The organism is Calditerricola yamamurae (genome assembly GCF_054654135.1).
In genome coordinates, this window is record NZ_BAAIFH010000006.1 from 1 (window position 1) to 25,551 (window position 25,551).

Sequence of the window (25,551 nt, forward strand, 5' to 3'; positions counted from 1 at the left end):
CCCGTAGCTCAGCTGGGAGAGCGCCACCTTGACGCGGTGGAGGTCACAGGTTCGAGCCCTGTCGGGCACACCATCCTTTCGTGTACCCGTAGCTCAGCTGGGAGAGCGCCACCTTGACGCGGTGGAGGTCACAGGTTCGAGCCCTGTCGGGTACACCATTTTCTTTTTTGTGGGGACAAGACAACCGGCGGAAGCCGGCTTTTTTCATGTAAGGAGGAAAGCCATGCATCCCCCTTCCATCCTCGTTGTGGAAGATGACCGGGATCTTCATCGGCTTGTGTCCACGTATTTGCGGAAGGAAGGTTATGCCGTAGACGGCGCGTACACGGGGCAGGAAGCGCTGGTGCGCGTGCGGAGCGGGAACTACCACTTGGTGGTGTTGGACCTGATGCTTCCGGACATCGATGGGTTTGCGGTTCTGCGTGCGATCCGGGAAGTATCGACGGCTCCGGTGATCATTTTGTCGGCCAAAGGCGAAGAATGGGATAAGGTGATGGGATTGGGCATCGGAGCCGATGATTACTTGACCAAGCCCTTTAGCATTGCCGAGCTGATTGCGCGGACAAAAGCCCAATTGCGCCGGTACCTCGTGTTGAATGCCGTAGCCTCGGAGCCGCTCCGCGTGTTGCGTTACGAGGATCTGGAGCTGGACCTGGACGCGTACGAAGTGCGCGTTGGAGGAAAGACCAAACCGCTGACGGCAAAGGAATACGCCTTATTGAAACTGTTCCTGGAGCATCCGGGACGCGTGTTCACCAAGGCACAGCTGTACGAGCGCGTGTGGGAGGAGCCCTACATCGGGGACGATAACACGGTCACGGTTCATATCCGTCGTCTTCGGGCGAAGATCGAACCGAATCCTTCCCGACCGCGGTACATCCAAACGGTGTGGGGGATCGGGTACAGACTGGGAGGAGGCCGTAATGCCGAATGGACGTGAGGGACGTGATCGCATGGGTTCTCGCCGGCGTGAACGTGTGGCTGCTCCTTCGCCACTTCCACCTGGTGCGCCAGTTGGCGCGGGTAAACGACATCTTGGCGAAGATTTCCGGCGGGAATTACAATCTTCGCTTTCGCGTGCCGACGACCAATCCGCAAATGAATCGGCTTAGCGCCAACCTGAATGGGCTGGTGGATCAGTTTCAGCAAACCCTGAAGCGGATCCATTACTTGGAACATGCGCGCAAAAAGATGTTGGCGTACCTCTCGCACGATTTGCGCACGCCGTTAGCCGCCATGCTTGGGTATGTGGAGGTGCTGCGGACAGACCATTCGCTGACCCCCGAGGAGCGGGCGGAGTACCTCGGCATTGTCTTCCAGCGCGGTACAAAATTAGCGGAAATGTTGAACGATTTTTTTGAATTTGCCCGGCTTCAAGCGGACGAGTCACCGCTGTCCCTCGAGCCGGTCGACCTCGCCGAGAAGGCGCGGGAGGCCTTGTTGCTGGTGTATCCGGAAGCCACGCGGGTCGGGGTGGTTGCGAAGGTGGAGATTCCGGAGCGCCCGGTGTGGGCATGGGCAAACGCCCGCGCGGTCGATCGGGTGCTACACAATCTTTTGGTGAACGCCCTCCGGCACGGGAAGGACGGCGGGGTGGTCGGTGTAGCCGTGCGGGAGGAAAACGATCGCGTGTGGGTGGACGTGTGGGATGGCGGAAAAGGCATCGAAAAGCAAGATTTGCCGTACATTTTTGATCCATTCTACACCGGCACCCGGTCGCGCGATGCCGGGCGGCAAGGCAGTGGATTGGGCCTGGCGATCGTCAAGCATCTGGTGGAAAAACAGCAGGGAACGGTGACCGTTTCCAGCGTGCCGGGGAAGAGGACAACCGTCTCGTTTGCGCTGCGCAGGGTAGTGGAAGATGCCTTGCCATTGCGGGGAAAGGTAAGAAATTTGTAAGGAATGCGTAAGGGGCCTGTCGGTTTTGTGTCGTATCCTGGTCCTCGTAAGGGAGGGGACCGGTATGGAGACGATTTTGCGAACGCATCGACTCGTAAAGACGTACAGAGGGCGCATTGCCGTTCGCGACGTGAGCATGACGATCGAACGGGGAGAGATCTACGGTTTGCTGGGGCCGAATGGGGCCGGGAAGAGCACCACCCTGCGGATGATCGTGGGGCTGGTTTGGCCCACAGTGGGCGAAATCGAACTCTTCGGTGAAACCCTCCATTCCGGCAATCGCCATCGGTTGTTGGAGCGTGTGGGCGCAACCATGGAGCGCCCGGGGTTTTACGGCAATCTTACGGCCTTGGAAAATTTGCGCCTCCACGCCCGGCTGATGGGCATGGAAGACGAAAGGCGCTTCGCGGACGTTCTCGAGCGGGTGGGGTTGCGGGAGGAAAAGAACCGCTTGGTTCGGCAGTTTTCCTTGGGGATGAGACAGCGGCTCGCCATTGCGCGCGCGCTGCTTCACCATCCTGAGCTCCTGGTGCTCGACGAGCCGACCAACGGGTTGGACCCGGCGGGGATCAAGGCGTTGCGCCAGCTCCTGTTGGACCTGGTGCAGACGATGCAGATTACCGTGCTGTTGTCGAGCCACATGTTAAGCGAGGTGCAGCAGCTGGCCACGAAGATCGGCATTCTCGTTCAGGGGCGCCTGGTGGAGGAGATTTCAGCGGCGGAACTGGAGAGACGCAACCGCCACTACCTGGAACTGAAGGTGAGCGACGAAAAGAAGGCGGCCGTGTTGCTGGAACAAAAGCTAGGCATTTCCGACTACCGCGTGATGGAACCCGGTATGCTCCGCATCTATGAGCGGTTGTCCGAATCGGGGGTCATCAATCGGACGTTGGTGACAAACGGGGTGGACGTGCGGGAACTCGTGCTGATGCGCGATTCGCTGGAAGACTATTTTTTGCAGCTCACGGGGGGAACGGGCGATGCGTGACATCCTGTATACCGAATGGATGAAATTGAAGCGGTCACGGCTGTGGTGGCTGGTGGTGCTGGGGCCGGGCTTGCCGGTGTTGCTCACCTTTGCCCTTTACTTCAACAGCCAGCGCATCATGGGGCGGATTTTGGTTTGGGACGATTTTTTTAAAACCAGTGCGGTCATGCTGAACACTATGCTGGCCCCGGCGCTCTTCGCGCTGCTGGCAGGTTATGTTCTGGCGCGGGAATACCAGGAGCACACGATCAGCACCCTGCTGACGTATCCCCGCCCCCGGTGGATGTTCTTTCTGGGCAAATGGCTGATCCTGATCCCGCTGGTTTTCCTCGTGTTTGCCCTGGGATACCTCTATACATTGGGTGCCGGTTTCGCACTGCAGCACGAGTCTTTGGCGGCGCAGACCCTGTGGGTTCATGCGCAGGCTTTTGGGATCATGGCCGTATGCCATGTGGCGTTGGTTCCGTTGGCGCTGGTCGCCGCGCTGATCCGGAAAAGCCTCATCCCTGCCGTTGCCATCGGGATCGGCGCTGTGGTGGCCAACGGGACGATTCTCAGTTCGGAATATCTCGCCTATTTTCCATGGACGGCGGGGATGGCGTTGGTCATTGAATTTCTTGACCCGAATTCCCTTTCAATTCCCGTTTCCCATGCCGTGGCCATCCTGTTTCTTTCATTTGTCGTGCCCTTCGTCGTGGGACTCTATATTTTCCATAAAATGGATGTCCAAGGCAACGCTTGACGTCGTTCGCGCTTTCAGGTGAAATATCCGGCTTTTCCAGCCGCCGACTGTAGCGTAAAATGGACCGTAGAGCGCGCGAACGGTGGATGCGCGCAAGAAACCTGTTTGGAAAGCGGTGAGGATGTTGCGCGCCATCGGCATGCGCATGGCATTGGTGGGAGCACTCTGCGTGTCCATCGTCTCCGGATGCGACCAGAAGACGACAGGTACGCCGCCCGTTTCGGCGACCCATCCGGGAGGGCCCGGCGGGGAACCGTCGATTAATTTGCCAGCAGAGCAGCCGACCGAGCCGGCGGGTGGGACCCTTTCGTCTCCGCCGGCGGTGGAGGTGCCGGCGAAGGAAGTCAACGGCAAGCCGTACGTCGCCTTGCGTTCTCTCGCACGCCAGGTGGGGGGCACGGTCACGCACGACGCGGTGGAAGGGACGATCGAGGCGGTCATTGACGGGTATCGCTTTTCGTGGATTGTGGGCACCCCGGTGCTCGCCCGTGACGGCGTTTTTTTGCCGGGGGATTTCACACCGGTGGTGCAGGGACACGAAATCTGGGTGCCGATGGCGTTTGTTCGCGACGGCCTGCGGTGGTCAGATCAACCGGCGGCGGGCGGTCATGTTCGCCTGACGACCAGCGGCGACGCGACGACGGAAACCGGTACCGATACGGCCCGCCCCGTCTTGGCGCGCATGCGCGCCTCCGATATTGCCGCGTACCTGAAGGGGCTGGATGTGCCCATTCGTGCGGCGCACCTCAGCTCGCGCGACAGCCATCTGCCCGGTGCGCCACGCGCCTACCGTTCGGGGGTTCACGAAGGTATCGACTGGTACGGCGGGTACACGGGGGTGACGATCACGCGGTCGACGCCGGTTGTGGCCGCAGCCGACGGGGTGGTCGTCCGGGCGGACCGGACGTACCGCGAAATGACGAAAACCGAGCGCGATCGCCTTCTTGCCGAATGTCGCCGCTTGGGACACACGCCGGCCTATATTCTTGACAGGCTACGGGGGCGAACGGTGTGGGTACAGCACGACAGCGGGCTGCTCACGCGCTACGCCCATCTGTCAGGCGTCGCTGACGGGATCGACGTTGGCGTCCGCGTGAAACGGGGCCAGGTGCTTGGCTATGTGGGCAACTCGGGGACCAGCAGCGGTGTGGCGGGAACGGACAACGACCTGCATTTGCACCTTGACATTCTCGTGTACGGAGAGCCCTTTTGGCAGTACCTGAAACCGGAGGAGATCCGCGCGGTGCTCGAGGCGGTTTTCTCTCCGGCAGTCCGGTAGCGGCGCGGTGCTTTTTTGTTCGGCGCGCACCGTTTGTGCTATACTGTAAAGTGGACCCGTGGATCGGGTATTCATTCTGTGAAGGAAAGGAACGGGTGACCGGATGCGTGCGAACCCTTCTGCTTCCTCGCGGGACGTCGACGGACCGAGTATCCGCATCGGTTGGAGCGAAGGAGGGACGCTGGTCGCTACCTGGCAGCTATCGGAGGAGGTCAAATCGGAATTGCAGCGTCGATTTGCCCTCCCACCGCACGAGTTGCCCTTTGTGTTGCGTTTGTATGATGTGACGGAGCGCGACGTGCGCAACGACGGGCTCGACAAATACGTCGACTTTGAAGTGAACGGCCAGGCGCTGGAGTGGCGCCTCTATGGAATCGAACCGGGCCGGACCTACCGTGTGGATTTGGGCGTCCGCCTTCTCGATGGACGCTTTTGGCCCCTCATCCGGTCGGAAGCGGTGTAAGGGCGGCAAGATGCCGCCCCTCTTCTTTGTCTGCCTACGGTTCGCCGACGAGGGCCACGTCGATGATGTCGGCCAGATCGAGGGATTGCCGTCCGGTATCCGTCACGACTTCCACACGGCCGGCGACGGCGTCGAGGCGGCGGATGCGGCCGCAAACGGTGCGGAACCCGTCGGGATGGTAGACGGTGACCGTGACGGCGCGACCTTGGCGGAGGGCAAGGGAAAGGGCATAGGCGCACGCTTCCTGCTGTTGGGGATCAAGCGCGGGTCGCGGCAGTCTGCCCGCCGCGCGCTCCTGGTCAAGAAAGGTTTCCCGGTGTTCCGGCAGGAGCATCCGGTGTCCGGCGTAGAGAAAGTTGTGGCGGTAGTAGCGTGAAAGGGACAACGTAAACCCCTCCTTTGTCGGCTGAGGTAGGGATGTGCCCACGAACAAGAAAAACGCGTTTTTCGCCCGCCATGGCTGGCGGCTGCTGGCATTGGCGTCGGGACGCTGTTGGTGGCCGTCGGCCTCGAGCTGTTCCTCATTCCCAACCGGGTCATCGACGGCGGCATTGTCGGCGTGTCGATCATCCTGGATACGCTGACGCCGATCCCCCTCGGTGTGTACTTGGTGACGTTGAACCTGCCGTTTCTGATCGTCGGCTACAAGCAAATCGGCAAGACCTTCGCCCTGTCCACGCTCTTTGCCGTCAGCATGCTGGCCGTCTTCGTCACGTGGCTCCGTCCGTTTGGTCCGGTGACCACCGACCTCATTTTGGCCACCGTGTTTGGCGGGATCATTTTGGGCATCGGCGTCGGGCTGATCATCCGCTTCGGCGGCTCCCTCGACGGAACGGAGATTGTCGCCATTCTTGTCAATCGGCGATTTTCGTTTTCCGTCGGCGAAATCATCATGTTCTTTAACGTATTTATTTTGGGCAGCGCCGGTTTTGTCTTCACGTGATCGCCTACTTCATCGCCTTTAAAACGATCGATGTGGTGATCGAAGGGCTGGATGAATCGAAGTCGGTGATCATCATTTCCGACGAAAGCCAGAAAATCTCCGAGACCATCTTGGCCCGCCTCGGCCGGGGCGTGACCCACATTTACGGAAAAGGCGGGTACACGCGCGAGGAGAAGGAGTTGCTGTACTGCATCGTTACCCGGTTGGAGCTGGCCAAGCTCAAAAACATCGTCCAGGAAATCGACCCGGGTGCCCTCATCGCGGTGGAAAATGTGCATGACGTGATGGGCGGCCAGTTCAAAAAGCGGCCGATCCACTGACCTCGGGTGGGCCAGGAGGCGGCGTTCGCGTGACGCGGATGCTGTTTTTAGGATAATATGCGAACATATGTTCCATTCCTAATCATAGCGGGGACCGTTGGGAATGCAACGGCAAGAATTTTCCATGTACCGTCCGGCCGACGACCGCAAAAAGCCGAATGGCGTGCGGCATGTCTCCCGAGCCGTACGTAATCATCAGACAGTTCAAAACATACTTGCAATGTTCCTGAAGTCGCCCTATAATTGGAATCAGGGAAAGCGCTTAACCTATCGCGCGGGTTGCACTGGTGCTCCCAGCGCAGGGGGAGGTGGCGGGATGAAAACGGTTCGCCTGACGATGGCCCAGGCGCTGCTAAAGTTTTTGAATAATCAATATGTTTCGATGGATGGGGAGGAGCGGAAATTTGTCCGCGGCGTGTTTGGCATCTTCGGCCACGGCAACGTAACGGGAATCGGCCAGGCCCTTGAGGACGACCCGACCGGGTTGCCCTATTTCCAGGGAAAGAATGAACAGGGCATGGCCCACGCAGCCATCGCCTACGCCAAGCAGAAAAATCGCCTGGAGATCATGGCCTGCACCACGTCGATCGGCCCCGGAGCGCTTAACATGGTGACGGCAGCCGCTACGGCGACGGTTAACCGCATTCCTCTGCTGTTGCTCCCGGGCGACACGTTCGCCTGCCGGCAGCCTGACCCCGTGCTGCAGCAACTCGAGCATACGATGGATTACACTGTCACGGCCAACGATGCCTTCAAGCCGGTCAGCCGGTACTGGGACCGCATCGAGCGGCCCGAGCAATTGATGGTCGCCGCCCTGCACGCGATGCGCGTCCTCACTGATCCGGCGGAAACGGGGACGGTAACCCTGTGCCTGCCCCAGGACGTGCAGGCCGAGGCGTACGACTACCCCGTTTCCTTCTTCGAAAAACGCGTGCACGTCATTGAGCGCCGCCCGCTGACAGCCGCGACCCGGGAGCGCGCCGCAAGCCTCATTCGCCGCAAGAAGCGGCCGGTTCTCATCGCTGGCGGTGGAGTGCACTATTCGCTGGCCCTCAAGGAGCTGGCCGCCTTTGCCGAGGCGTTCCACATTCCGGTTGCCGAGACGCAGGCCGGCAAGAGCGCCCTGCCCCATGACCATCCGCTCAATGTCGGGGGCATCGGTGTGACGGGATCGCGCGCGGCCAATCTCCTGGCCCGGGAGGCCGACCTGATTATCGCCGTCGGCACGCGGCTGACCGATTTCACCACGTCGTCCAAGTGGCTGTTCCAACATCCCGAAGTGGAGGTGCTCAGCATCAACGTCAGCCCCTTCGACGCGGTGAAGCTGAACGCCACGCCGGTCGTGGCCGACGCCAAGGAAGCCCTTTCTGGCCTCACCGACGCGCTGCGGGCGGTCGGCTACCGTTCCGGCTATGCGGAGGGCGAGATCCGACGGTTGAAGGCGCAATGGGACGCCGAGGTGGACCGCCTGTACGCGTGGGAGCATCCGGATGGGCTGACGCAGACCCAGGCCCTGGGGGTGATCAACGCTGCCCTCGACGACGAGGCGATCATCGTTGCTGCCGCCGGGGGGCTTCCGGGCGACTTGCACCGGCTGTGGCGATGCAGAAAGCCGAAGACGTACCACATGGAATACGGTTTTTCGTGCATGGGCTATGAGGTGTGTGGCGCCCTCGGCGTGAAGATGGCCGAGCCGGATCGCGAGGTGTATGCTCTCGTTGGCGACGGCAGCTACCTGATGCTCCATTCCGAACTGGTGACGAGCCTGCAGGAAGGGATCAAGATCACCGTGCTGCTCTTCGACAACGGCGGGTACCAGTGCATCCACGGCCTGCAGAAGGGGCACGGTTCGAGGGGCTTTGGAAACGAGTTCCGCGTCCGGGACCCCGAAACGGGACGGCTGACGGGTCCGTACCTGTCCATCGATTACGCCCAGCACGCGCGTGCCCTGGGGGCCAAGGCCTACACGGCGCGCACCGCCGACAAGCTGCGCGAGGCCTTGGAGCGGGCCAAGGGGGAGAGGGTGTCGACGCTGATCCACATCCCGGTGTTGCCGGAGACGGGCACCAGCGCCTACGAGGCGTGGTGGCGCGTCGGGGTGGCCGAGGTATCGGACAATCCGCGCGTACGCGCCGCCCATGAGGCGATGCGGCACCGGTTGGGTGAGGCACGCCGGTGGTGAGGAGGGGCAGGATGGCGGAAGCGGTGCGGTTCAAATGGGGCATCTCGCCGATCAACTGGGCCAACGAAGACCTGCCCGAGTGGGGCGATGGGTATACGGGCGAGGCCATTCTGCGCGATATGGCCCGGCTCGGTGTTCAGGGCACCGAATTCAGCCGGAAGTTTCCGCGCGATGTACCTCAGCTCAAGGCGCTGCTGGCGCGGTACGGCCTGGCCCTCGCTTCCCAGTGGAAGGGGGTTCGCCTGATTGACCCGCGCCGACGGGCGGAGGAGCTTGCCGCCTTGGCCGCCCACGTCGATTTCCTGGCGACGATGGGCTGCCGCCATGTGATCGTATGCGAGGTGACCCGTTCCTTTCAGGATGCCGCCTACCGCCAGGCGCCCCGCGCGGCCCGGCGGCTTTCCGACGCGGAGTGGGTGCACCTGATCGACGGGCTGCACGAGGCGGGGCGGCTGTGCTGCGCGCGGGGGATGCGTCTTGTCTACCACCACCACGCCGACACGGTGGTGGAGACACCGGAGGCCATCGGCCGGCTCCTGGAGCATACCGACCCCGAGCGGGTAAGCCTGCTTCTCGACACCGGGCACGCCGTCTACGGCGGCGGTGATCCCCTCGACCTCCTGCGCCGGTACGGCGACCGCATCGCGTACGTCCACTTCAAGGACGTGCGGCTGGACGTCCTCGAGCGCGTGCGCGCCGACGGGCTATCCTTCCTCGAAGCCGTGCGGCGGGGCGTGTTCACCGTGCCGGGCGACGGGGGGCTTGACTTTGGCCCCCTCGTCGCGGAGCTTTTGGCCCGTGGGTACGATGGGTGGGTGATCGTCGAGGCGGAACAGAATCCGGAGCGGGCCGATCCTTTCACTTACGCGGAAAAGGCCATGGCCTATTTGCGCACCTTGCTGGTCCGCGCGCAGCGGCCGGCTCAAGGGGAAGGCGAACGCGCCGAATCGAGAGGCGACACGCGAGGTGACCATGCACATGGCGAAGGAAAAGCGCTTACCTGACCTGATCGTGAAAAGCCGCCCCACGCCGGATGAGACCGGCTGCGTTCTCCACGTGACGCCGCAGGCGGTGGGCTGGACGCATGTCGGCTTTGCCGTGTACCGGCTGGCGGAAGGGCAGATTCTCCACTACGACACGGCCGACCGCGAGGCATGTCTTGTCTTCGTGTCGGGCCAGGGGGCGGTGCGCGCCGGCCGTATGGCATGGCCGGAGGTGGGGCAGCGGATGAATCCCTTTGACGGAGCGCCCCACGCGGTGTACGTGCCGCCGCAGACGGCGGTGCGCCTCGAGGCGATCACCGCCGTGGAAGTGGCCGTCTGCACCGCGCCCGGCCGGGGGACGTATCCGCCGCGCCTCATCGGGCCGGACGACGTGGCGGTGGAGGTCCGCGGCGCGGGAGTGACCGAACGGTGCGTCCGCCACATCCTGCCGGAGACGGCACCGGCCGACGGTCTCCTTGTCGTGGAGGTGATCACGCCGGCCGGCCGTTGGTCGAGCTGGCCCCCCCACAAGCATGACCGGCACGATCCGCCGTGCGAAACCGCGCTGGAAGAGACCTACTACTACAGGATTCGCCCGCAGCAGGGGTTTGCCATCCAGCGCGTCTACACCGCCGACGGCGTCCTGGACGCGACGCTCACCGTCCGCGACGGCGAGACGGTGCTTGTGCCCCGCGGGTACCATCCCGTCGCCGCGCCGCCCGGATACGACGTCTATTATTTGAACGTGATGGCGGGCCCGGTTCGCCAGTGGCGCATCCAATTCGATCCGGAGCACGAATGGCAGCGGTGATTGAGGGAGGACGATGAAACCGACGATTTATGACGTGGCTCGGGAAGCGGGTGTCTCCATCGCCACCGTGTCGAAAATTTTAAACGGCAAGGGGAAAATCAGCCCCTCGACCAAGCGGCGGGTACTCGAGGTGATTGAACGCCTCGGCTATCAACCGAACCTGCTCGCCTCGGCGCTGACCGGCAAGCGGACGTATACCTTCGGGCTGCTCATTCCCGATGTGGCCAATCCCTTTTTTGCCGAGGTGGCGCGCAGCGTGGAAGACCGCGGGCAAGCGCTCGGGTTTACGGTCATCCTGTGCAGCACGGACAACCGCGACGACCGTCTGGCGCGCTACCTGGCCGTGCTCCGGCAAAAGCGCGTCGATGGCCTCATCATCGGCACGGGGGTGGACGACCCGCGGCTGCTGGCGGCGCTCAAGGAAGAGGGGCTCCCCTTTACCCTCATCGCGCGCGATCTGCCGTCCCTTCCCGTGACGAGCGTCCGGGTTGACGATTTTGTGGGGGGCTACCTCGCCGCGCAACACTTGTTGGAACTGGGCCACCGGAAGATGGTCGTGCTGACCGAATCCATGACGGTGATGAGCAGCCAGGAACGGGTGCGCGGCTTCCGGCAAGCGCTGGAGGAGGCCGGTGTGGCCTTTGCCGATGTGGCGGTGCACACGTGCGCCGCCCGCGTGGACGACGGCCGGCGGAAAGCGCTTAAGGTGCTGGATGCAGCCGATCGCCCGACGGCCATTTTCGCCGGCAACGACCTGATCGCCATTGGCGTGCTGCAGGCGGCCAAGGAGAAGGGGATGACCGTGCCTGATGACCTGTCCGTCGTTGGATTTGACAACACGGTGTTGGCCACGATTTGCGATCCTCCGCTCACCACCGTCGCCCAGCCCATCGAGGAGATGGGAAAGCAGGTGGTCGATTTGCTCCTGCGCGAACTGGGCGGCGAGGCGGAGGTGAAGCAGCGCGTCATCCTTCGCCCGGAGCTGATCGTCCGCGCGTCAACGGCGCCGCCACGGCAGTGAAACGGTGGAATGCGCGCAGCCCATGGGGAGGGACTCCGATGCCACTGTTGGGCATGCGGAACATCCACAAGGCCTTTGCGGGAAATCCAGTGTTGCGAGGGGTGGATCTTGCGGTCAACGAAGGGGAAGTGCACGTGTTGCTCGGCGAAAATGGCGCCGGCAAATCTACGTTGATCAAGATCCTCACAGGAGCGTACCCAAAAGATCAGGGGGAAATTTGGTGGAAGGGCCGGGCTGTGACTATCGCGGCGCCCATCGACGCCATGCGCCTGGGCATCGCCGCGATCTACCAAGAACTCAACCTTGTGCCCCATTTGTCGGTGTGGGAAAACCTGTTTCTCGGACAGGAGCTCCGGCGCGTCAAGGGGTTCCCGTTCCTTGACCGGCGGACCATGCGGCGCCGGGCGGTGGAATGTCTCCGGCTGTTGGGGCAGGATATCGATCCGGACGTCCCCGTCTCCAGGTTGGGAATCGGGCAACAGCAGCTTGTCGAAATCGCCAAAGCCCTGGTGCGCGACGCCAAGCTCATCATCATGGATGAGCCCACAGCCAGCCTTACCGATGCCGAGGCGGAGCAGCTGTTTGCCACCATGTACGCGTTGCGCAGCAAAGGCGTGGCGTTCCTGTACATTTCACACCGCCTTGAGGAAATCCGGCGCGTGGGCGACCGGGTCACCGTTCTGCGCGACGGTCAAACCATTGCCACCCACGACGTCCGGCGCGTGTCGGCCGAGACGCTGATTGAACAGATGGTAGGCCGGAAGATCACGGAAAAATACCCCAATAAGCCGTTTGTCCGTGGTGCCGAAGGGTTGCGCGTGGAAAACCTCAAGCGGAAAGGCGCGAACCATGCGGTCTCGTTTGCCGCCTACCAGGGGGAGGTTCTCGGCATCGCGGGGTTGGTGGGAGCGGGACGCACCGAATTGGCGCGCGCGATCTTCGGGGTCGATCCTCCGGAGAGCGGCAGGATCTACGTGTTTGGAGAAGAAGTGCACATCCGCTCCCCTGCAGATGCCATCCGTGCCGGCATGGCCTTCATCACCGAGGACCGGAAACGCGAAGGGCTGTTTTTGGACCAGTCCCTTTCGTTCAATGTGGCCATCGCCAACCTGCCGGCGTTTAAACGTCGGGCATTGCTCTCGCCGGCCAAAATAAGGGAGACGGCGGAACGCTACATGCGGGAGCTCCGTGTCCGCCCTTTCAACTGCAGCTTGCCGGCACGGAACTTCAGCGGCGGCAACCAGCAAAAGATTGTCCTCGCCAAATGGTTGTGCACGCAGGCCAAGATCTTCCTGTTTGATGAACCGACACGCGGCATCGATGTCGGGGCGAAGGTGGACGTGTACCACCTCATCAACGCCCTGGTGGAAAACGGGGCGGTCGTCATCCTGATATCGTCTGAATTACCTGAATTGTTAGGTATGTGCGACCGCATTTTGGTGATGCGCGAGGGACGAATCGTGGCCGATTTGCCACGGGGGGAGGCCACACAAGAGCGGATCATGAAAGCCGCGACGGGAGGGATGGCGGAATGAGTCCAGTCCCGACGAACGCCGCTGTGGCGCCGGATGGGCCTCCGCGCGCCCGACGCCTGTCGGAAGAGGTGCGGCACGGCCTCGGTGCGTTGTTGGGTTTGCTGCTCCTGTGCCTTGTGTTGACCTTCCTATCGGACAAATTCTTCACCCTTGACAATCTGATGAACATTGCGCGCCAGTCGTCGGTCAACAGCTTGCTCGCCCTCGGAATGCTCCTGACGATCCTGACGGCGGGCATCGATCTGTCGGTGGGATCGGTTTTGGCCCTCTCGATCATGACGATGGGGGTCGTGGTGGTGCAGTGGCAATGGAATCCGTTTGTCGGCATCGCGGTTTGTCTGGGGGTCGGGACCTTCCTCGGCTGGTTGAACGGCCTCATGCTCACGAAGCTCCGCCTCCCCCATCCGTTCATTTCGACGCTGGGCACGATGAACATTGCGCGGGGGCTCGCCCTGATCGTCACGGGGGCTGCGCCCATTGCCGGGTTCCCGGAGGCCGTCCAGTACGTGGGGCGCGCGTTTGCGGGGCCGGTGCCCGTCAGTTTCCTGTTGGTCGTGGCCATGTATGGGCTCTTCCACGTTGTGCTGACGCGCACGGCCACCGGTCGGTACATCTACGCCATCGGGAGCAACCGGGAAGCGGCGCGACTGGCGGGGATCCCTGTCGACCGCGTCTTGATTCTCGTGTACACGTTGAGCGGACTGTTGGCTGCGCTGGCCGGTCTCGTCCTTGTCGGGCGCGTCAACTCGGCCTATCCCTTGGCCGGGCTGGGGTATGAGCTGGACGCCATCGCCGCGGTGATCATCGGCGGGGCCAGCTTTTTCGGTGGCGTGGGCACGGTATGGGGGACGCTCATCGGCGCCCTTATCATCGCCGTGCTGCGCAACGGCCTGAACCTCCTGGATGTGGCGGCGGATCTGCAAACGGTGGTCATCGGTGCGGTCATCATTGTCGCCGTCTATCTGGATGTGTTGCGACAGCGTTCACGGAAAGGGGCATAACGCCCAGCGTTGTCCGCGGCCTGCACTCTGAGATGGGGAAAGGAGCGTGGTGCGCAGTGAAACGGGTGCTTTCCCTGTTGTTGGCTTTGGCGATGATCGGGTTGGCGGGATGCCGTGGAGCGCCGGCCGGCGGGGACGCATCGGGGAGCCCCGAGGAAGGCGCAGGCGACAAGCCGGAGATCGTCGTCGTATTGAAGACGGTGAGCAGCCAGTACTGGAGGTTTGTCGAGGCAGGGGCGAAACAAGCGTTTGCCGACTTGGGCGTAAACGGGACGGTGATCGGACCGGCTTCGGAGGCGCAGGTGATGGAACAAGTCAACATGCTGGAAGATGCGCTAAGCCGGAACCCCGATGCGTTGGTGGTGGCCCCGATACAGCCGTCGACGGCCATCCCCGTGTTTGAGCGGTATCGAGAAAAGGGCATCCCCGTGATCCTCATCGACACCGACGCCGGCTGGCCGGGCCAGACGACGTTCATCGGCACGGACAACGCCACCGCGGGGAGGCAAGGCGGAGAGCTGCTCGCCTCCATGCTCCAACCGGGGGACAAGGTAGCCCTCATTTCCGGGGCACTGGGGAACCCGGCCACCGACGCGCGCATTAAGGGGGCCAAAGCGGCGCTGGAGAAGGCGGGCATGGTGGTGGTGGCCGAACAGCCGGCCGACAGCGACAAAGCCAAGGCGATGGCGGTGATGGAAAACATCCTGCAGACGGCACCCGACGTCAAAGGCGTATTCTGCGCCAACGACGACATGGCTATTGGCGCGCTGCGGGCCATCGAGGCCAAAGGGCGGAAGCTCCCTGTCATCGGGACGGACGGAACGCTGGAGGCGTTGGAGGCCATCCTCGCCGGGTCGCTGGCCGGCACCGTCGCGCAGCGCCCCGTTGAGATGGGGTACAAAGGGGTGGAATACGCGCTCAAGGTGGTGAAGGGCGAGACGATCCCCAGGCGGATCACCGTGGGTGTCGACCTGCTGACCAGGGACAACGCCGCAGAAAAGATTGAATTTTTGAAACAGATCACAAAATAGCCGCCGGCTTCGGGCAGAAGGCCAAGGGGAGGCGATGACTGTGGATCACGTGCGCATCGGCATCATCGGAGCGGGGCGCATCGGCAAGATGCACGCGGAAATCCTGTGCCGCCATCCGCGCGTCCGCCTTGTGGCCGTGGCCGACGTGGCCGCCGACCGCCTGCGGGACTGGGCCGCGCAATGGGGCATCCCGCGCGTCACCGCAGATTACCGGGACATTCTCGCCGACGACGCCATCGATGCCGTGCTCATCTGCACGCCAACCGACACCCATGTCTCTCTGATCAAGGAGGCGGCGGCGGCCGGGAAGCACATCTTTTGCGAGAAACCGGTCAGTCCCGACCTCGGGCAGACCCGTGAGGCGCTGGCGGCCGTTCGCGCGGCGGGGGTCAAGCTGCAGGTCGGGTTCAACCGCCGGTTTGACCCCAGCTTTCGACGTGTGCGCCAGTGGGTGCGGGAGGGGAAGGTGGGCCACCCCCATGTGGTCAAGATCACCTCGCGCGACCCCGCGCCACCGCCGGCCGACTACATCCGGTTGTCGGGGGGGCTCTTTTTTGACCTGACCATTCACGATTTTGACCTGGCCCGGTTTCTGGTGGACAGCGAGGTGGAGGAGGTGTATGCCGCGGGCGGGGTTCTGGTCGACCCCGTCTTCGCCCAGTACGGCGACGTGGACACGGCGGTGGTGATGCTGCGGTTTCAAAATGGTGCTCTCGGGGTGATCGACAACAGCCGGCAGGCCGTTTTCGGGTATGACCAGCGGGTGGAGGTGTTCGGCTCGGCCGGATGTGTCACGGCCGACAACGCCTTCCCCACCACCGTCCAAGCCCTCACCGCGGCGGCGGTGGAGCGTGACAAGCCGCACCGGTTTTTTGCAGAGCGCTACCGCGACGCCTACCTCTGCGAGGTGGAGTCCTTTGTGAACTGTGTATTGCGTGACGAACCGGCTCCGGTCAGCGGTGAGGACAGCCTGCAGGCGGAGCGGATTGCCCACGCCGCCAAACGGTCCCTCGCCGAAAAGCGGCCGGTGAAGGTGGCCGAAGTCGATTCCGAAGGGGCCAGACCCCCGGCGTCCAGGGAGGTGGGGACGTGAGCGGGCTGCCGTTTGCCCCGAACAAGCCGTTCGACGTGATCGGTTTGGGTCGGCTGTGCATCGACCTGAACGCCAATGAGACGGGGCGGCCGCTGGAGGACGTCGTCACCTTTACACGGTACCTCGGTGGCTCGCCGGCCAACATCGCCGTTGGCGCCGCCCGGCTCGGCCTGCGGACGGGCTTCATTGGCAAGGTGGCCGCCGACCCCTTCGGCCGGTTCATTGTGCGGTACCTGCGGGAGAACGGGATTGACACGTCCGGCGTGATCACAGACGCTCCAGGGAGCGTAACGGGGCTCACCTTCACGGAGATGAACAGCCCCGAGGAGGGGTGCATCTACATGTATCGGGAGAACGCGGCCGATCTGAACCTGGCGCCGAACGACGTGTCCGAGGCCTATGTCGCTTCCACCAAAGCGCTGCTCATCTCCGGAACGGCGCTGGCCCGGAGCCCGTCGCGTGAGGCCGTGTTCGTGGCCCTGGACTACGCCCGGCGCCACGGTGCCGTGGTCGTCTTCGACCTCGACTACCGCCCGTATACGTGGACGTCGCCCGAGGAGACGGCGGTGTACTACAGGCTGGCGGCGGAAACGTGCGACGTTGTCATCGGCACGCGGGAGGAGTTCGACCGCATGGCGCGCTTTGACCCGCCATCCCGCGGCGATGACGAGGCGACGGCGCGGCGGCTGTTTGCGCACCGGGCCCAGCTGGTGGTCATCAAGCACGGGAAGGCGGGGTCGGTGGCCTACACGCGCGACGGTCGGCGGGTGGTGGGACCGGTCTTTCCCGCCCGCGTCGTCAAGCCCTTCGGGGCCGGTGACGCCTACGCGGCGGCGCTGCTCTACGGCCTGCTCCGCGGTTGGCCGTTGGAGCGGTGCCTAGCCTACGGCAGCGCGGCCGCTGCCATCGTCATCGCCCGCCACAGCTGTTCCGACGCCATGCCCGCGGCCGGCGAAATCGACGCCTACCTCCGGCAGGTCCAAAGCGGAAAGGGGATTGGCGCGTAAGGCCGCGCGAGGAAAGGGGAGGGAATCCATGGCGAAGGTTACCGAGGAAACGGTGCTGAAGCATTTCATCGGCGGCCGGTGGGTGGAGGCGCAGGCGCCCGCCACCCAGCCGGTGGTCAACCCGGCCACGGAAGCGGTGCTGGCCCACGTGCCGCTGGCGACGAAGGACGACGTCGACCGCGCGGTGGAGGCGGCCAAGGAAGCGTTCCCGGCGTGGAGCCGCACACCCGTGCCCAGGCGGGCGCGTATCCTGTTCCGCTTCCAGCAGCTCCTCGTGGCCCACGGCGAGGAGCTGGCCCGGCTGATCACCCTCGAAAACGGGAAGACACTCAAGGAAGCCCGCGGGGAAGTGCAGCGTGCCCTCGAGTGCGTCGAGTTCGCCGCCGGCGCCCCCACGCTGATGATGGGCCGGCAGCTGCCCGACATTGCCACCGAAATGGAGTCGGGCTTGTACCGCTACCCGCTGGGGGTGGTGGCGGGCATCACCCCGTTCAACTTCCCAATGATGGTGCCCTGCTGGATGTTCCCCCTGGCCATCGCCTGCGGCAACACCTTCGTGCTGAAGCCCTCCGAGCGCACGCCGCTCCTGGCCAACCGGCTGGCGGAGCTGCTTGCGGAGGCGGGGCTGCCCGACGGCGTGTTCAACGTCGTCCACGGCGCCCACGACGCGGTGAACCGGCTCCTCGAGCATCCCGACGTCAAGGCCATCTCCTTCGTCGGGTCCCAGCCGGTGGCCGAATACGTGTACAAGACGGCGGCGGCCCACGGCAAGCGGGTGCAGGCCCTCGCCGGGGCCAAGAACCACACCATCGTCATGCCCGACGCCGACCTGGACCTGGCCGTGCGCGAAATCGCGAATGCCGCCTTCGGGTCGGCCGGCCAGCGGTGCATGGCCTGCGCCGTCGTCGTGGCCGTGGGCGGCATCGGTGACGAGCTGGTGCGCCGGCTGGTGGAGGAAGCGGACCGCATCGAGATGGGCAGCGGCCTGGAGGAGGGGGTGACCCTCGGGCCGGTCATCCGCGCGGCGCACCGGGAGCGGACAGTGCGGTACATCGAGCTGGGCGAGAAGGAGGGAGCCATCCTGGTGCGCGACGGGCGCCGCGACGCGGCCACGTGCGCCAGGGGCTATTTCGTCGGCCCGACCATCTTTGACCGCGTGACGCCGGAGATGACCATCTGGAAGGACGAGATTTTCGCGCCGGTCTTGTCTGTCGTCCGCGTCGACACCCTCGACGAGGCCATTGCCTTGGCCAACCGGTCGCGCTTTGCCAACGGGGCGTGCATCTTCACGCGGGACGGGGGCCACGTGCGCAAGTTCCGGGAAGGGATCGACGCGGGGATGCTGGGCGTGAACGTGGGCGTGCCGGCGCCGATGGCCTTTTTCCCCTTCTCGGGGTGGAAGGACTCCTTCTACGGCGACCTTCACGCCAATGGGATGGACGGGGTAGAGTTCTACACGCGCAAGAAGATGGTTACCACGCGTTGGTGACGGGGACGCACCATTCCCCGTTGATGGTCGCGGTCCTTATCTTCAAGCAGAACGAAAGGGTCGGCTGTGCGCCGACCCTTTTCTTCATGCTGCATCGTCCGCTTCGTTGTCCTTGTCCGCGTGGTCGCGTTTTTTGTGTCCCTTTTTCTTTCCGTGCCCATGGCCAGGCTTGAGTTTCAGCTCCACCTTCTTCCCGTTGACGAACGTGACGTCCACCTCAACCTCTCGCGTCTCGTGTTCCGCGATGCCAAGCGTCCGCAGCACATGCGCGGCGATCTCGTCTTTGCCCATGGTAGGCGATAGCCCCAGTTTTTCGACGAAGGGGCGGATCTTCGGGCTTTCGTGCCCGTCTTGTTTGAATTTCAGTTCGTATTTCTCGTTGTTTGCCAGTTTTACCTTGAGCTTCAGTTCTTTCACGGCGAGCGGTTTGCCGGTTGCGGTCACGGGGGGTGCGGCCGGTGCGGCGGGGGGTGTGGGGGAGGTCAAGGCGGCGCTTCCTGCCGTGTCCGAAGCGGGGGGCGCTACCGCCTGCGGTTCGCTCCCCTTGGCGACCACATACCGTACGCGCCATGCGCCCTGTTCCGTGTGGACAAACGCGCTGATCTGATCGCCGACCCGCAGGGCGGAAAAATCGGTGATTTGTCCGTTGCGGTAGACTGTCGTGTCGGGAGCGAGCGCCAGCTCCCGACGCACGTTCGCCCCAGCCTCCCACACGCCGATGGTGTGGGTTTGCGGGTCGAGGGATGTGAGCGTTCCTTCCACTTTGGACAGCAACGTTCCCGTTGCCGCCGTCGATTCCGCCGCAGATGGGGCGGGTGTCGTCGTTTGATCGGCGAACGTAAACCAGGCGAAAGAAACGACGAGCATGAACAGCGCCCCAATCCCCATGTGCCCCAGCTTCTTCATTCGTCACGCTCCTTTCGTTCACATGCTGTACCTCTCAATCCATTCGTGGGAACGCCGTCTTTCTGTCTGTTGGCCGTTCCGACGGGGCATGCCTTTGGGACAGGCCGCGACTTGCGCTCTCCTCCAGAAATTGTTCACGGTTTGTTTGAAATCCCTGGTTTATTCAGGGCCGGGTTTCGTTTACCGGGCGGGTTTGCTGCGGATTTGAATGGTTATACGTTTTATGCGCATAAAAATAAATTTCACGTGAAATATTTCACGATTCGTGTGCGTTCTTCTTCACAATTCGATGCGATTCGCCATCTTAAACTGAAAGTGAAAACTGATCATCCAGATCAACACGAGGGAGGTGAATATTTAAAGCCTATTATACCTTACATCCGTAATCAATTGCTTCCCTCCGGTTTCGCCATCGGGTTGTAGCGGTTAGATTGTGGAATGCTTCACAGATTGTGCCGTTCAGCCCGTACGTCCGTTCGTGGAAGAAGTGAGGCCGGATAGGGAAAGAACACGCGAGGCATACTGAAAGCGTCATGCCCATCCCAAATCCATCAGGATCAGGAGGGGAATCCTGTGAAACATCCGCTGCATATCACATCCGAAATCGGTGAACTGCGTACCGTCCTCCTCCATCGCCCCGGTAAGGAAGTCGAGAACTTGACGCCGGAGTATCTGGGACGGCTCCTCTTCGATGATATCCCCTATCTGCCGGCGGTCCAGAAGGAACATGACTATTTTGCCCAGACGCTGCGCAACCGCGGGATCGAAGTGGTGTATCTGGAAAACCTCATGGCGGAAACGCTGCAAAACGACGAGATCCGCGAGCAGTTTGTCGAGGACATCCTGAAGGAAAGCAAGGCCGACGTTACCGGCGCGTTCTACCATCTGAAAGACTACCTGCTGTCCCTGCCCAGCGAACAGCTGGTCGAGAAGGTCATGTCGGGAATCCGGAAAAGCGAGATCAAGGAAGAGAAAAAAATCCATCTCCACGAGATGATGGAGGACCACTATCCCTTCTATCTAGACCCGATGCCCAACCTGTATTTCACCCGCGACCCGGCCGCCGTTGTCGGGAACGGCATCGCCATTAACCGGATGAGCCGTGGGGTCCGCCGGCGCGAGTCGCTGTTCATGGAGTACATTATCCGCTTCCATCCGCGTTTTGCGTCCCACGACATTCCCGTCTGGTTTGACCGCAATTACCGCTTCTCGATGGAGGGCGGGGACATCCTGGTGCTCAGCAAGCACGTGGTGGCGATCGGGATTAGTGAAAGGACCACCGCGCAGGCCGTTGAGGAGTTTGCCAAAAACCTGTTCGCCGGCCAGCAAGACATTCGCCAGGTGATGGCGGTGGAGATCCCGAAAACCCGTGCCTTCATGCACCTGGACACCGTTTTCACCATGGTCGACCGCAACAAGTTCTCCGTCCACCCGGCCATTCTCGGTCCGCAGGGCGAAATGCGCATCTTCCTCCTGGAACCGGGTGAGGAAGAAGGGACGCTCCGGATTTCCGAACGGCACAACCTGATTGACACGCTGAAGGAAGTCCTGGGCCTTGAGGAAGTGGTGCTGATTCCTTGCGGCAATGGTGATCCCATTGCGGCTGCCCGTGAGCAGTGGAACGACGGCTCCAACACCCTGGCCATCGCTCCGGGGGTTGTGGTCACCTATGATCGCAACTATGTCACCAACCAGGTGCTCCGCGAGCATGGCATCGAAGTGATTGAGGTGCCCAGTTCCGAACTGGTCCGCGGTCGCGGGGGGCCGCGCTGCATGAGCATGCCGCTGGTGCGCGAAGACGTCACCTTCTAACCAAACCAAATAAATTCGAACAGGACAAGGAGTGGGTCGAGATGCCGATCAACCTGAAAGGTAGACATTTCCTTAAATTGGAAGACTTCACCCCGCAGGAGCTGTGGTACCTGTTGGAACTCTCCAAGCAGCTGAAAGCCCAGAAATACGCCGGTGTGCTGCCGAAGCTGCTTGAAGGGAAGAACATCGCCCTGCTGTTTGAAAAGCCGTCCACCCGCACGCGCTGTGCCTTTGTCGTCGCCTGCGTGGACCTCGGTGCTCATCCCGAGTACCTCGGCAAGGACGACATCCAGCTCGGCAAGAAAGAATCCGTTGCCGATACGGCCAAGGTGCTGGGGCGGATGTTTGACGGCATTGAATTCCGCGGGTTCAAGCAAGAAACGGTCGAGGAGTTGGCGCGACATGCCGGCGTTCCTGTCTGGAACGGCCTGACCGACAAGTACCATCCGACGCAAGTGCTCGCCGACTTTCTGACCATCTGGGAACGTTTCGGTCGCCTCGAGGGCATCAAGATGGCCTATGTCGGCGACGGCCGGAACAACATGGGCAACACGCTGTTGATCGGCTGCGCCATGATGGGCATGGACTTCCGGATCGTCGGTCCGAAACAGCTCTGGCCGGAAGAGGAAATTGTCCAACGCGCCAAAGAGATCGCCAAAGAAACCGGTGCTACCATTACCCTGACGGAAGATGTGGACACCGGCGTGAAGGGTGTGGATGTGCTCTATACCGACGTTTGGGTGTCCATGGGTGAAGAGGACCGTTTTGCCGAACGGATCCGTCTGCTGAAACCCTATCAGGTAAACATGGAGATGATCCGCAAGACGGGCAACCCGAATGTGATCTTCCTGCACTGCCTCCCGTCGTTCCACAACCTTGAAACCGAAATCGGCCGCCGGATTTACGAAGAATACGGCCTGAAAGAGATGGAAGTCACCGATGAAGTCTTCAACAGCAAACATTCGCTGGTGTTCGACCAGGCGGAAAACCGGTTGCACACCATTAAGGCCGTGATGGTGGCCACCTTGTAATCGTTTGCCTAGGCGGGGGCTCTCCTCCTCGGGAGACCCCGCCTTTCCCGACCAATGGTTGACCAAACCCATGAAGGAGTGGGCCCTATGAGCAGCGATAAGAAGTTGGGGCTGTTTTCCTTAACGGCAGTGGTTGTGGGGTCAATGATCGGTGGAGGAGCGTTCAACCTGCCGAGCGACATGGCTGCCGGAGCCAACAGCGGAGCCGTCATCATCGGCTGGCTCATCACCGGTATCGGCATGATTGCGCTGGCCATGGCTTTCCAAAATCTCGCCGTGCGCAAGCCGGAACTGGAAGGCGGGATCTACAGCTACGCGAGGGCCGGGTTTGGCGAGTTCCTCGGATTCAACTCGGCATGGGGGTACTGGGTCTCCGCCTGGTTGGGGAACGTCGCCTATGCGACCCTCTTCTTTAGTGCCCTCAATTACTTTTTCCCCGTGTTTGGACAGGGCAACAACCTGGCATCGGTCATCGGCGCCTCCGTGCTCCTGTGGCTCGTGCATGCCCTGGTCCTGAAAGGGGTTAAGGAAGCGGCCATTGTCAACCTCGTAACAACCATTGCCAAGCTGGTGCCGATCTTCCTGTTCATCATCGTCGCGTTGTTTGCGTTCAAGGTGGACGTGTTCCTGCTGGACTTCTGGGGCAAAGGCGGGTTCTCGTGGTCGGCGCTCCAGGAACAGGTAAAGAGCACCATGCTCGTGACCCTGTGGGTGTTTATCGGTGTGGAAGGTGCGGTGGTCCTGTCCGGACGGGCAAAGGAACGGAAGGATGTGGGTCGGGCGACGGTCCTGGGGCTTTTGGGCACCCTGGTGATCTACATCCTGATTTCCGTCCTCTCGCTCGGGATCATGAGCCAGCCGCAGTTGGCGGAACTGGAAGCGCCTTCAATGGCCTACGTGATGGAAACAATTGTGGGGAAATGGGGAGCAGTGGTCATCAACCTGGGCCTGGTGTTATCTCTCCTCGGTGCCTGGTTGGGCTGGACCCTGCTTGCTGCGGAAATTCCCTACGTGGCTGCCAAGGATGGGGTATTGCCCAAATGGTTGGCCAAGGAGAACCAAAACGGTAGTCCGAGCGCTTCCCTGTGGCTGACCAACGGCTTGATCCAAGCGTTCATCTTGGTGGTGCTCTTTGCCGAATCGACCTATCAGGCGCTGTACTCGATGGCCGGGGTGGCCATCCTGCTGCCGTACCTCTTCTCCGCCCTGTACCAGCTGAAGCTGGCCTACACCGGCGAAAGCTACGAGGCTGGCGAATCGCGTGCTAAGGATCTGATTCTGGGCATTATAGCCACCCTGTACGCAATGTGGCTCGTGTACGCGGCAGGGCTGGATTACCTGTTGATGGTTTCCGTCCTGTATGCGCCGGGAATCCTCTTCTACCTGAAGGCGCGGCGGGAACAAGGGGAAAAAGCGTTCAAAGGATATGAGTTCGGCCTCGCCTTGTTCATCCTGGCCGCGGCGGTTGTGGCCATTATCCTCTTGGCAACCGGAACCATCGCACCATAACAAACGGTCCGGGAGGATCACCAACATGAAGAAAGTCGTCATCGCGCTTGGAGGAAACGCGTTGCAGAAAGCCAATGAGCCGGCTACGGCCGAAGCTCAACAAAAGGTATGCGAACAGACTGCGGAACAGTTGCTGGCGATCATCAAAGCAGGGTATGAGATCGTCCTGACACACGGCAACGGCCCGCAGGTTGGCAATATCGTGTTGCAGCAGCAGATTGCCGATTCGGAACGGACACCGGCGATGCCCTTTGACACATGTGGCGCCATGAGCCAGGGCATGATTGGATACTGGCTGCAGCAGGCGATTGACAAGACGCTCGTGCGTGTCGGCATTCCGAAGAAAGCGGTGTCCGTCGTGACGCAAACGGTGGTCGACCGCAACGACCCGGCGTTTTCCAATCCGACCAAGCCCATCGGCCCGTTCTATTCGGAAGAGGAAGCGCGGCAAATCATGCAGGAAAAGGGCTATATCTTCAAGGAGGATGCCGGGCGCGGGTGGAGACGCGTGGTTCCGTCCCCGAAACCGGTTGACATTGTGGAGAAAGACGCGATCCGTGACCTGGTCGAGGCTGGCCATATCGTCATTGCGGTCGGCGGTGGCGGCATTCCGGTGGTTCGCAATGCAGACGGTACGGTTGAAGGCGTGGATGCCGTTATCGACAAAGACCTGGGGGCGGCCAAACTGGCCGAACTGCTCGACGCGGATGTCCTGCTCATCCTGACCGCCGTGGAGAAGGTGGCCATCAACTTCAGGAAACCCAACCAGGCGGAGCTGGATGACGTGACGACGGACCAGATGAAGCAGTACATGCAGGAAGGCCATTTCGCGCCGGGCAGCATGCTGCCGAAGGTGGAGGCCGCTGTGCAGTTTGCCGAGTCCCGGCCCGGACGGCTGGCGATCATCACGTCACTGGAAAAGGGCTTCGAGGCCCTGCAAGGGAAAGCGGGTACGCGGATCACCGCACTGCGGTAAGAAGGCAAAAGACGCGTTCCGTGCCGCAGAGGGCGGGAGTGCGATCTGCCGGCAAACTCCCTCGGTTCCGACATGACCGGGGGAGTTTGTTGTTTTTCGCCCCGGCCTACACGGAGGGGAGGGGTGTAATCGTTGCTACAAGATTGTCAAATACTTTGTGAAATTTATCACCAATCGATTTATCAATCTCCGTTATACTAAAAGTGTGTCCCAGATATGCGGAGTTGAGCAAAAATCGTTAACAAGCATATGCCTATTGTACAATAAAGAGAATTTCAAGTTCACATTGGATCAAAAAAGGGGAAGATTATTCGTTCGCTATTTTGTGAAAAAAATCACAAACTAACCGAGAACAAACGGACAGGGGAGGCGTTGACATGACGGTCGGTGTGGTTCACGCAGGTGCCGGCTAGGGTTATCCGCCTGATGCCGTCGAGCGGAGAGACGCTGCGGATGGGCAAATCGAGCACGGGTGCGCACATACTACGCAAGGTTAGGTGATGATCGACGTGGGGGAGCACATTGTATAC

The 25,551-nt window shown here is 61.8% G+C and carries 23 protein-coding genes, 1 tRNA gene and 2 pseudogenes; 24 read left to right on the forward strand and 2 right to left on the reverse strand.

Features of this window, described 5'->3' with window-relative positions; translation table 11 throughout:
- The first annotated feature begins 82 nt into the window (after positions 1 to 82).
- The 7 genes and pseudogenes from ACYQ0Z_RS06330 to ACYQ0Z_RS06360 all read left to right on the forward strand — a co-directional run bounded on the left by ACYQ0Z_RS06330 (position 83) and on the right by ACYQ0Z_RS06360 (position 5,371).
- Positions 83 to 158 (forward strand) — tRNA-Val (locus ACYQ0Z_RS06330).
- 65 nt (positions 159 to 223) lie between these two features.
- Complete coding sequence (locus ACYQ0Z_RS06335) at positions 224 to 940, forward strand: response regulator transcription factor (RefSeq protein ID WP_459865626.1); 717 nt, start codon at positions 224 to 226, stop codon at positions 938 to 940.
- The gene (locus tag ACYQ0Z_RS06340) at positions 931 to 1,899 is read left to right on the forward strand and encodes a sensor histidine kinase (RefSeq protein ID WP_459865628.1); all 969 of its coding nucleotides are present in this window, start codon (positions 931 to 933) and stop codon (positions 1,897 to 1,899) included. The genes ACYQ0Z_RS06335 and ACYQ0Z_RS06340 overlap by 10 nt, the downstream gene beginning before the upstream one ends.
- Positions 1,900 to 1,963: 64 nt before the next feature.
- The gene (locus ACYQ0Z_RS06345) at positions 1,964 to 2,887 is read left to right on the forward strand and encodes an ABC transporter ATP-binding protein (RefSeq protein WP_459865630.1); all 924 of its coding nucleotides are present in this window, start codon (positions 1,964 to 1,966) and stop codon (positions 2,885 to 2,887) included.
- A gap of 19 nt (positions 2,888 to 2,906) precedes the next feature.
- Positions 2,907 to 3,350, forward strand: a pseudogene (locus ACYQ0Z_RS12380) (ABC transporter permease); the annotation flags it as partial.
- A gap of 448 nt (positions 3,351 to 3,798) precedes the next feature.
- A complete protein-coding gene (locus tag ACYQ0Z_RS06355; RefSeq protein WP_459865635.1) occupies positions 3,799 to 4,908 on the forward strand; it encodes a M23 family metallopeptidase in 1,110 nt (369 codons plus the stop codon).
- Between the two features lie 103 nt (positions 4,909 to 5,011).
- On the forward strand, positions 5,012 to 5,371 hold the full coding sequence (locus tag ACYQ0Z_RS06360) for a DUF4912 domain-containing protein (RefSeq protein ID WP_459865637.1): 360 nt from the start codon (positions 5,012 to 5,014) through the stop codon (positions 5,369 to 5,371).
- A 34-nt stretch (positions 5,372 to 5,405) separates the two neighbouring features.
- Here ACYQ0Z_RS06360 and ACYQ0Z_RS06365 read toward each other — a convergent pair whose 3' ends face one another.
- Entirely contained in the window at positions 5,406 to 5,756 is a 351-nt protein-coding gene (locus tag ACYQ0Z_RS06365; protein ID WP_459865639.1) for a YolD-like family protein, read from the reverse strand.
- Between the two features lie 111 nt (positions 5,757 to 5,867).
- On the opposite strand from ACYQ0Z_RS06365, the pseudogene ACYQ0Z_RS06370 reads away from it, so the two are divergent.
- The 12 genes and pseudogenes from ACYQ0Z_RS06370 to ACYQ0Z_RS06425 all read left to right on the forward strand — a co-directional run.
- Positions 5,868 to 6,364 (forward strand): annotated as a pseudogene (locus ACYQ0Z_RS06370) (YitT family protein); the annotation flags it as partial.
- An 81-nt stretch (positions 6,365 to 6,445) separates the two neighbouring features.
- A complete protein-coding gene (locus tag ACYQ0Z_RS06375) occupies positions 6,446 to 6,634 on the forward strand; it encodes a DUF2179 domain-containing protein (protein WP_459868758.1) in 189 nt (62 codons plus the stop codon).
- Between the two features lie 316 nt (positions 6,635 to 6,950).
- Complete coding sequence (iolD, locus tag ACYQ0Z_RS06380; RefSeq protein ID WP_459865641.1) at positions 6,951 to 8,816, forward strand: 3D-(3,5/4)-trihydroxycyclohexane-1,2-dione acylhydrolase (decyclizing); 1,866 nt, start codon at positions 6,951 to 6,953, stop codon at positions 8,814 to 8,816.
- A gap of 11 nt (positions 8,817 to 8,827) precedes the next feature.
- Positions 8,828 to 9,820, forward strand: a complete 993-nt coding sequence (iolE, locus tag ACYQ0Z_RS06385; protein WP_459865643.1) for a myo-inosose-2 dehydratase — start codon at positions 8,828 to 8,830, stop codon at positions 9,818 to 9,820.
- Entirely contained in the window at positions 9,795 to 10,610 is an 816-nt protein-coding gene (iolB, locus tag ACYQ0Z_RS06390; protein ID WP_459865645.1) for a 5-deoxy-glucuronate isomerase, read from the forward strand. The genes iolE and iolB overlap by 26 nt, the downstream gene beginning before the upstream one ends.
- 13 nt (positions 10,611 to 10,623) lie before the next feature.
- Positions 10,624 to 11,631, forward strand: coding sequence for a LacI family DNA-binding transcriptional regulator (locus tag ACYQ0Z_RS06395; RefSeq protein WP_459865647.1), 1,008 nt, complete (start codon positions 10,624 to 10,626; stop codon positions 11,629 to 11,631).
- A gap of 38 nt (positions 11,632 to 11,669) precedes the next feature.
- Positions 11,670 to 13,166 carry a sugar ABC transporter ATP-binding protein gene (locus ACYQ0Z_RS06400; protein ID WP_459865649.1) on the forward strand — a complete coding sequence of 499 codons (1,497 nt, stop codon included), beginning with the start codon at positions 11,670 to 11,672 and terminating at the stop codon, positions 13,164 to 13,166.
- Positions 13,163 to 14,167 carry an ABC transporter permease gene (locus ACYQ0Z_RS06405; protein WP_459865651.1) on the forward strand — a complete coding sequence of 335 codons (1,005 nt, stop codon included), beginning with the start codon at positions 13,163 to 13,165 and terminating at the stop codon, positions 14,165 to 14,167. Before ACYQ0Z_RS06400 ends, ACYQ0Z_RS06405 begins: the two co-directional genes overlap by 4 nt.
- 56 nt (positions 14,168 to 14,223) lie before the next feature.
- Complete coding sequence (locus ACYQ0Z_RS06410) at positions 14,224 to 15,198, forward strand: sugar ABC transporter substrate-binding protein (RefSeq protein ID WP_459865653.1); 975 nt, start codon at positions 14,224 to 14,226, stop codon at positions 15,196 to 15,198.
- 40 nt (positions 15,199 to 15,238) lie between these two features.
- Positions 15,239 to 16,291 carry an inositol 2-dehydrogenase gene (iolG, locus tag ACYQ0Z_RS06415; protein WP_459868760.1) on the forward strand — a complete coding sequence of 351 codons (1,053 nt, stop codon included), beginning with the start codon at positions 15,239 to 15,241 and terminating at the stop codon, positions 16,289 to 16,291.
- Positions 16,288 to 17,298, forward strand: coding sequence for a 5-dehydro-2-deoxygluconokinase (iolC, locus tag ACYQ0Z_RS06420; RefSeq protein ID WP_459865655.1), 1,011 nt, complete (start codon positions 16,288 to 16,290; stop codon positions 17,296 to 17,298). The genes iolG and iolC overlap by 4 nt, the downstream gene beginning before the upstream one ends.
- Positions 17,299 to 17,326: 28 nt before the next feature.
- On the forward strand, positions 17,327 to 18,787 hold the full coding sequence (locus ACYQ0Z_RS06425; RefSeq protein ID WP_459865657.1) for a CoA-acylating methylmalonate-semialdehyde dehydrogenase: 1,461 nt from the start codon (positions 17,327 to 17,329) through the stop codon (positions 18,785 to 18,787).
- A gap of 84 nt (positions 18,788 to 18,871) precedes the next feature.
- Here ACYQ0Z_RS06425 and ACYQ0Z_RS06430 read toward each other — a convergent pair whose 3' ends face one another.
- Positions 18,872 to 19,693, reverse strand: coding sequence for a hypothetical protein (locus ACYQ0Z_RS06430; RefSeq protein WP_459865659.1), 822 nt, complete (start codon positions 19,691 to 19,693; stop codon positions 18,872 to 18,874).
- 69 nt (positions 19,694 to 19,762) lie between these two features.
- Between ACYQ0Z_RS06430 and ACYQ0Z_RS06435 the strand changes: the two genes are divergently transcribed.
- The 5 genes from ACYQ0Z_RS06435 (at position 19,763) to arcC (ending at position 25,021) form a co-directional block, all read left to right on the forward strand.
- Entirely contained in the window at positions 19,763 to 20,116 is a 354-nt protein-coding gene (locus tag ACYQ0Z_RS06435) for a hypothetical protein (RefSeq protein ID WP_459865661.1), read from the forward strand.
- Between the two features lie 150 nt (positions 20,117 to 20,266).
- Positions 20,267 to 21,505 carry an arginine deiminase gene (gene arcA / locus ACYQ0Z_RS06440; protein ID WP_459865663.1) on the forward strand — a complete coding sequence of 413 codons (1,239 nt, stop codon included), beginning with the start codon at positions 20,267 to 20,269 and terminating at the stop codon, positions 21,503 to 21,505.
- A 41-nt stretch (positions 21,506 to 21,546) separates the two neighbouring features.
- The gene (argF, locus tag ACYQ0Z_RS06445; protein WP_459865665.1) at positions 21,547 to 22,536 is read left to right on the forward strand and encodes an ornithine carbamoyltransferase; all 990 of its coding nucleotides are present in this window, start codon (positions 21,547 to 21,549) and stop codon (positions 22,534 to 22,536) included.
- An 87-nt stretch (positions 22,537 to 22,623) separates the two neighbouring features.
- Positions 22,624 to 24,045, forward strand: coding sequence for an arginine-ornithine antiporter (gene arcD / locus ACYQ0Z_RS06450; RefSeq protein WP_459865667.1), 1,422 nt, complete (start codon positions 22,624 to 22,626; stop codon positions 24,043 to 24,045).
- Between the two features lie 25 nt (positions 24,046 to 24,070).
- Positions 24,071 to 25,021, forward strand: a complete 951-nt coding sequence (gene arcC, locus ACYQ0Z_RS06455; protein ID WP_459865669.1) for a carbamate kinase — start codon at positions 24,071 to 24,073, stop codon at positions 25,019 to 25,021.
- Positions 25,022 to 25,551: the final 530 nt, after the last annotated feature.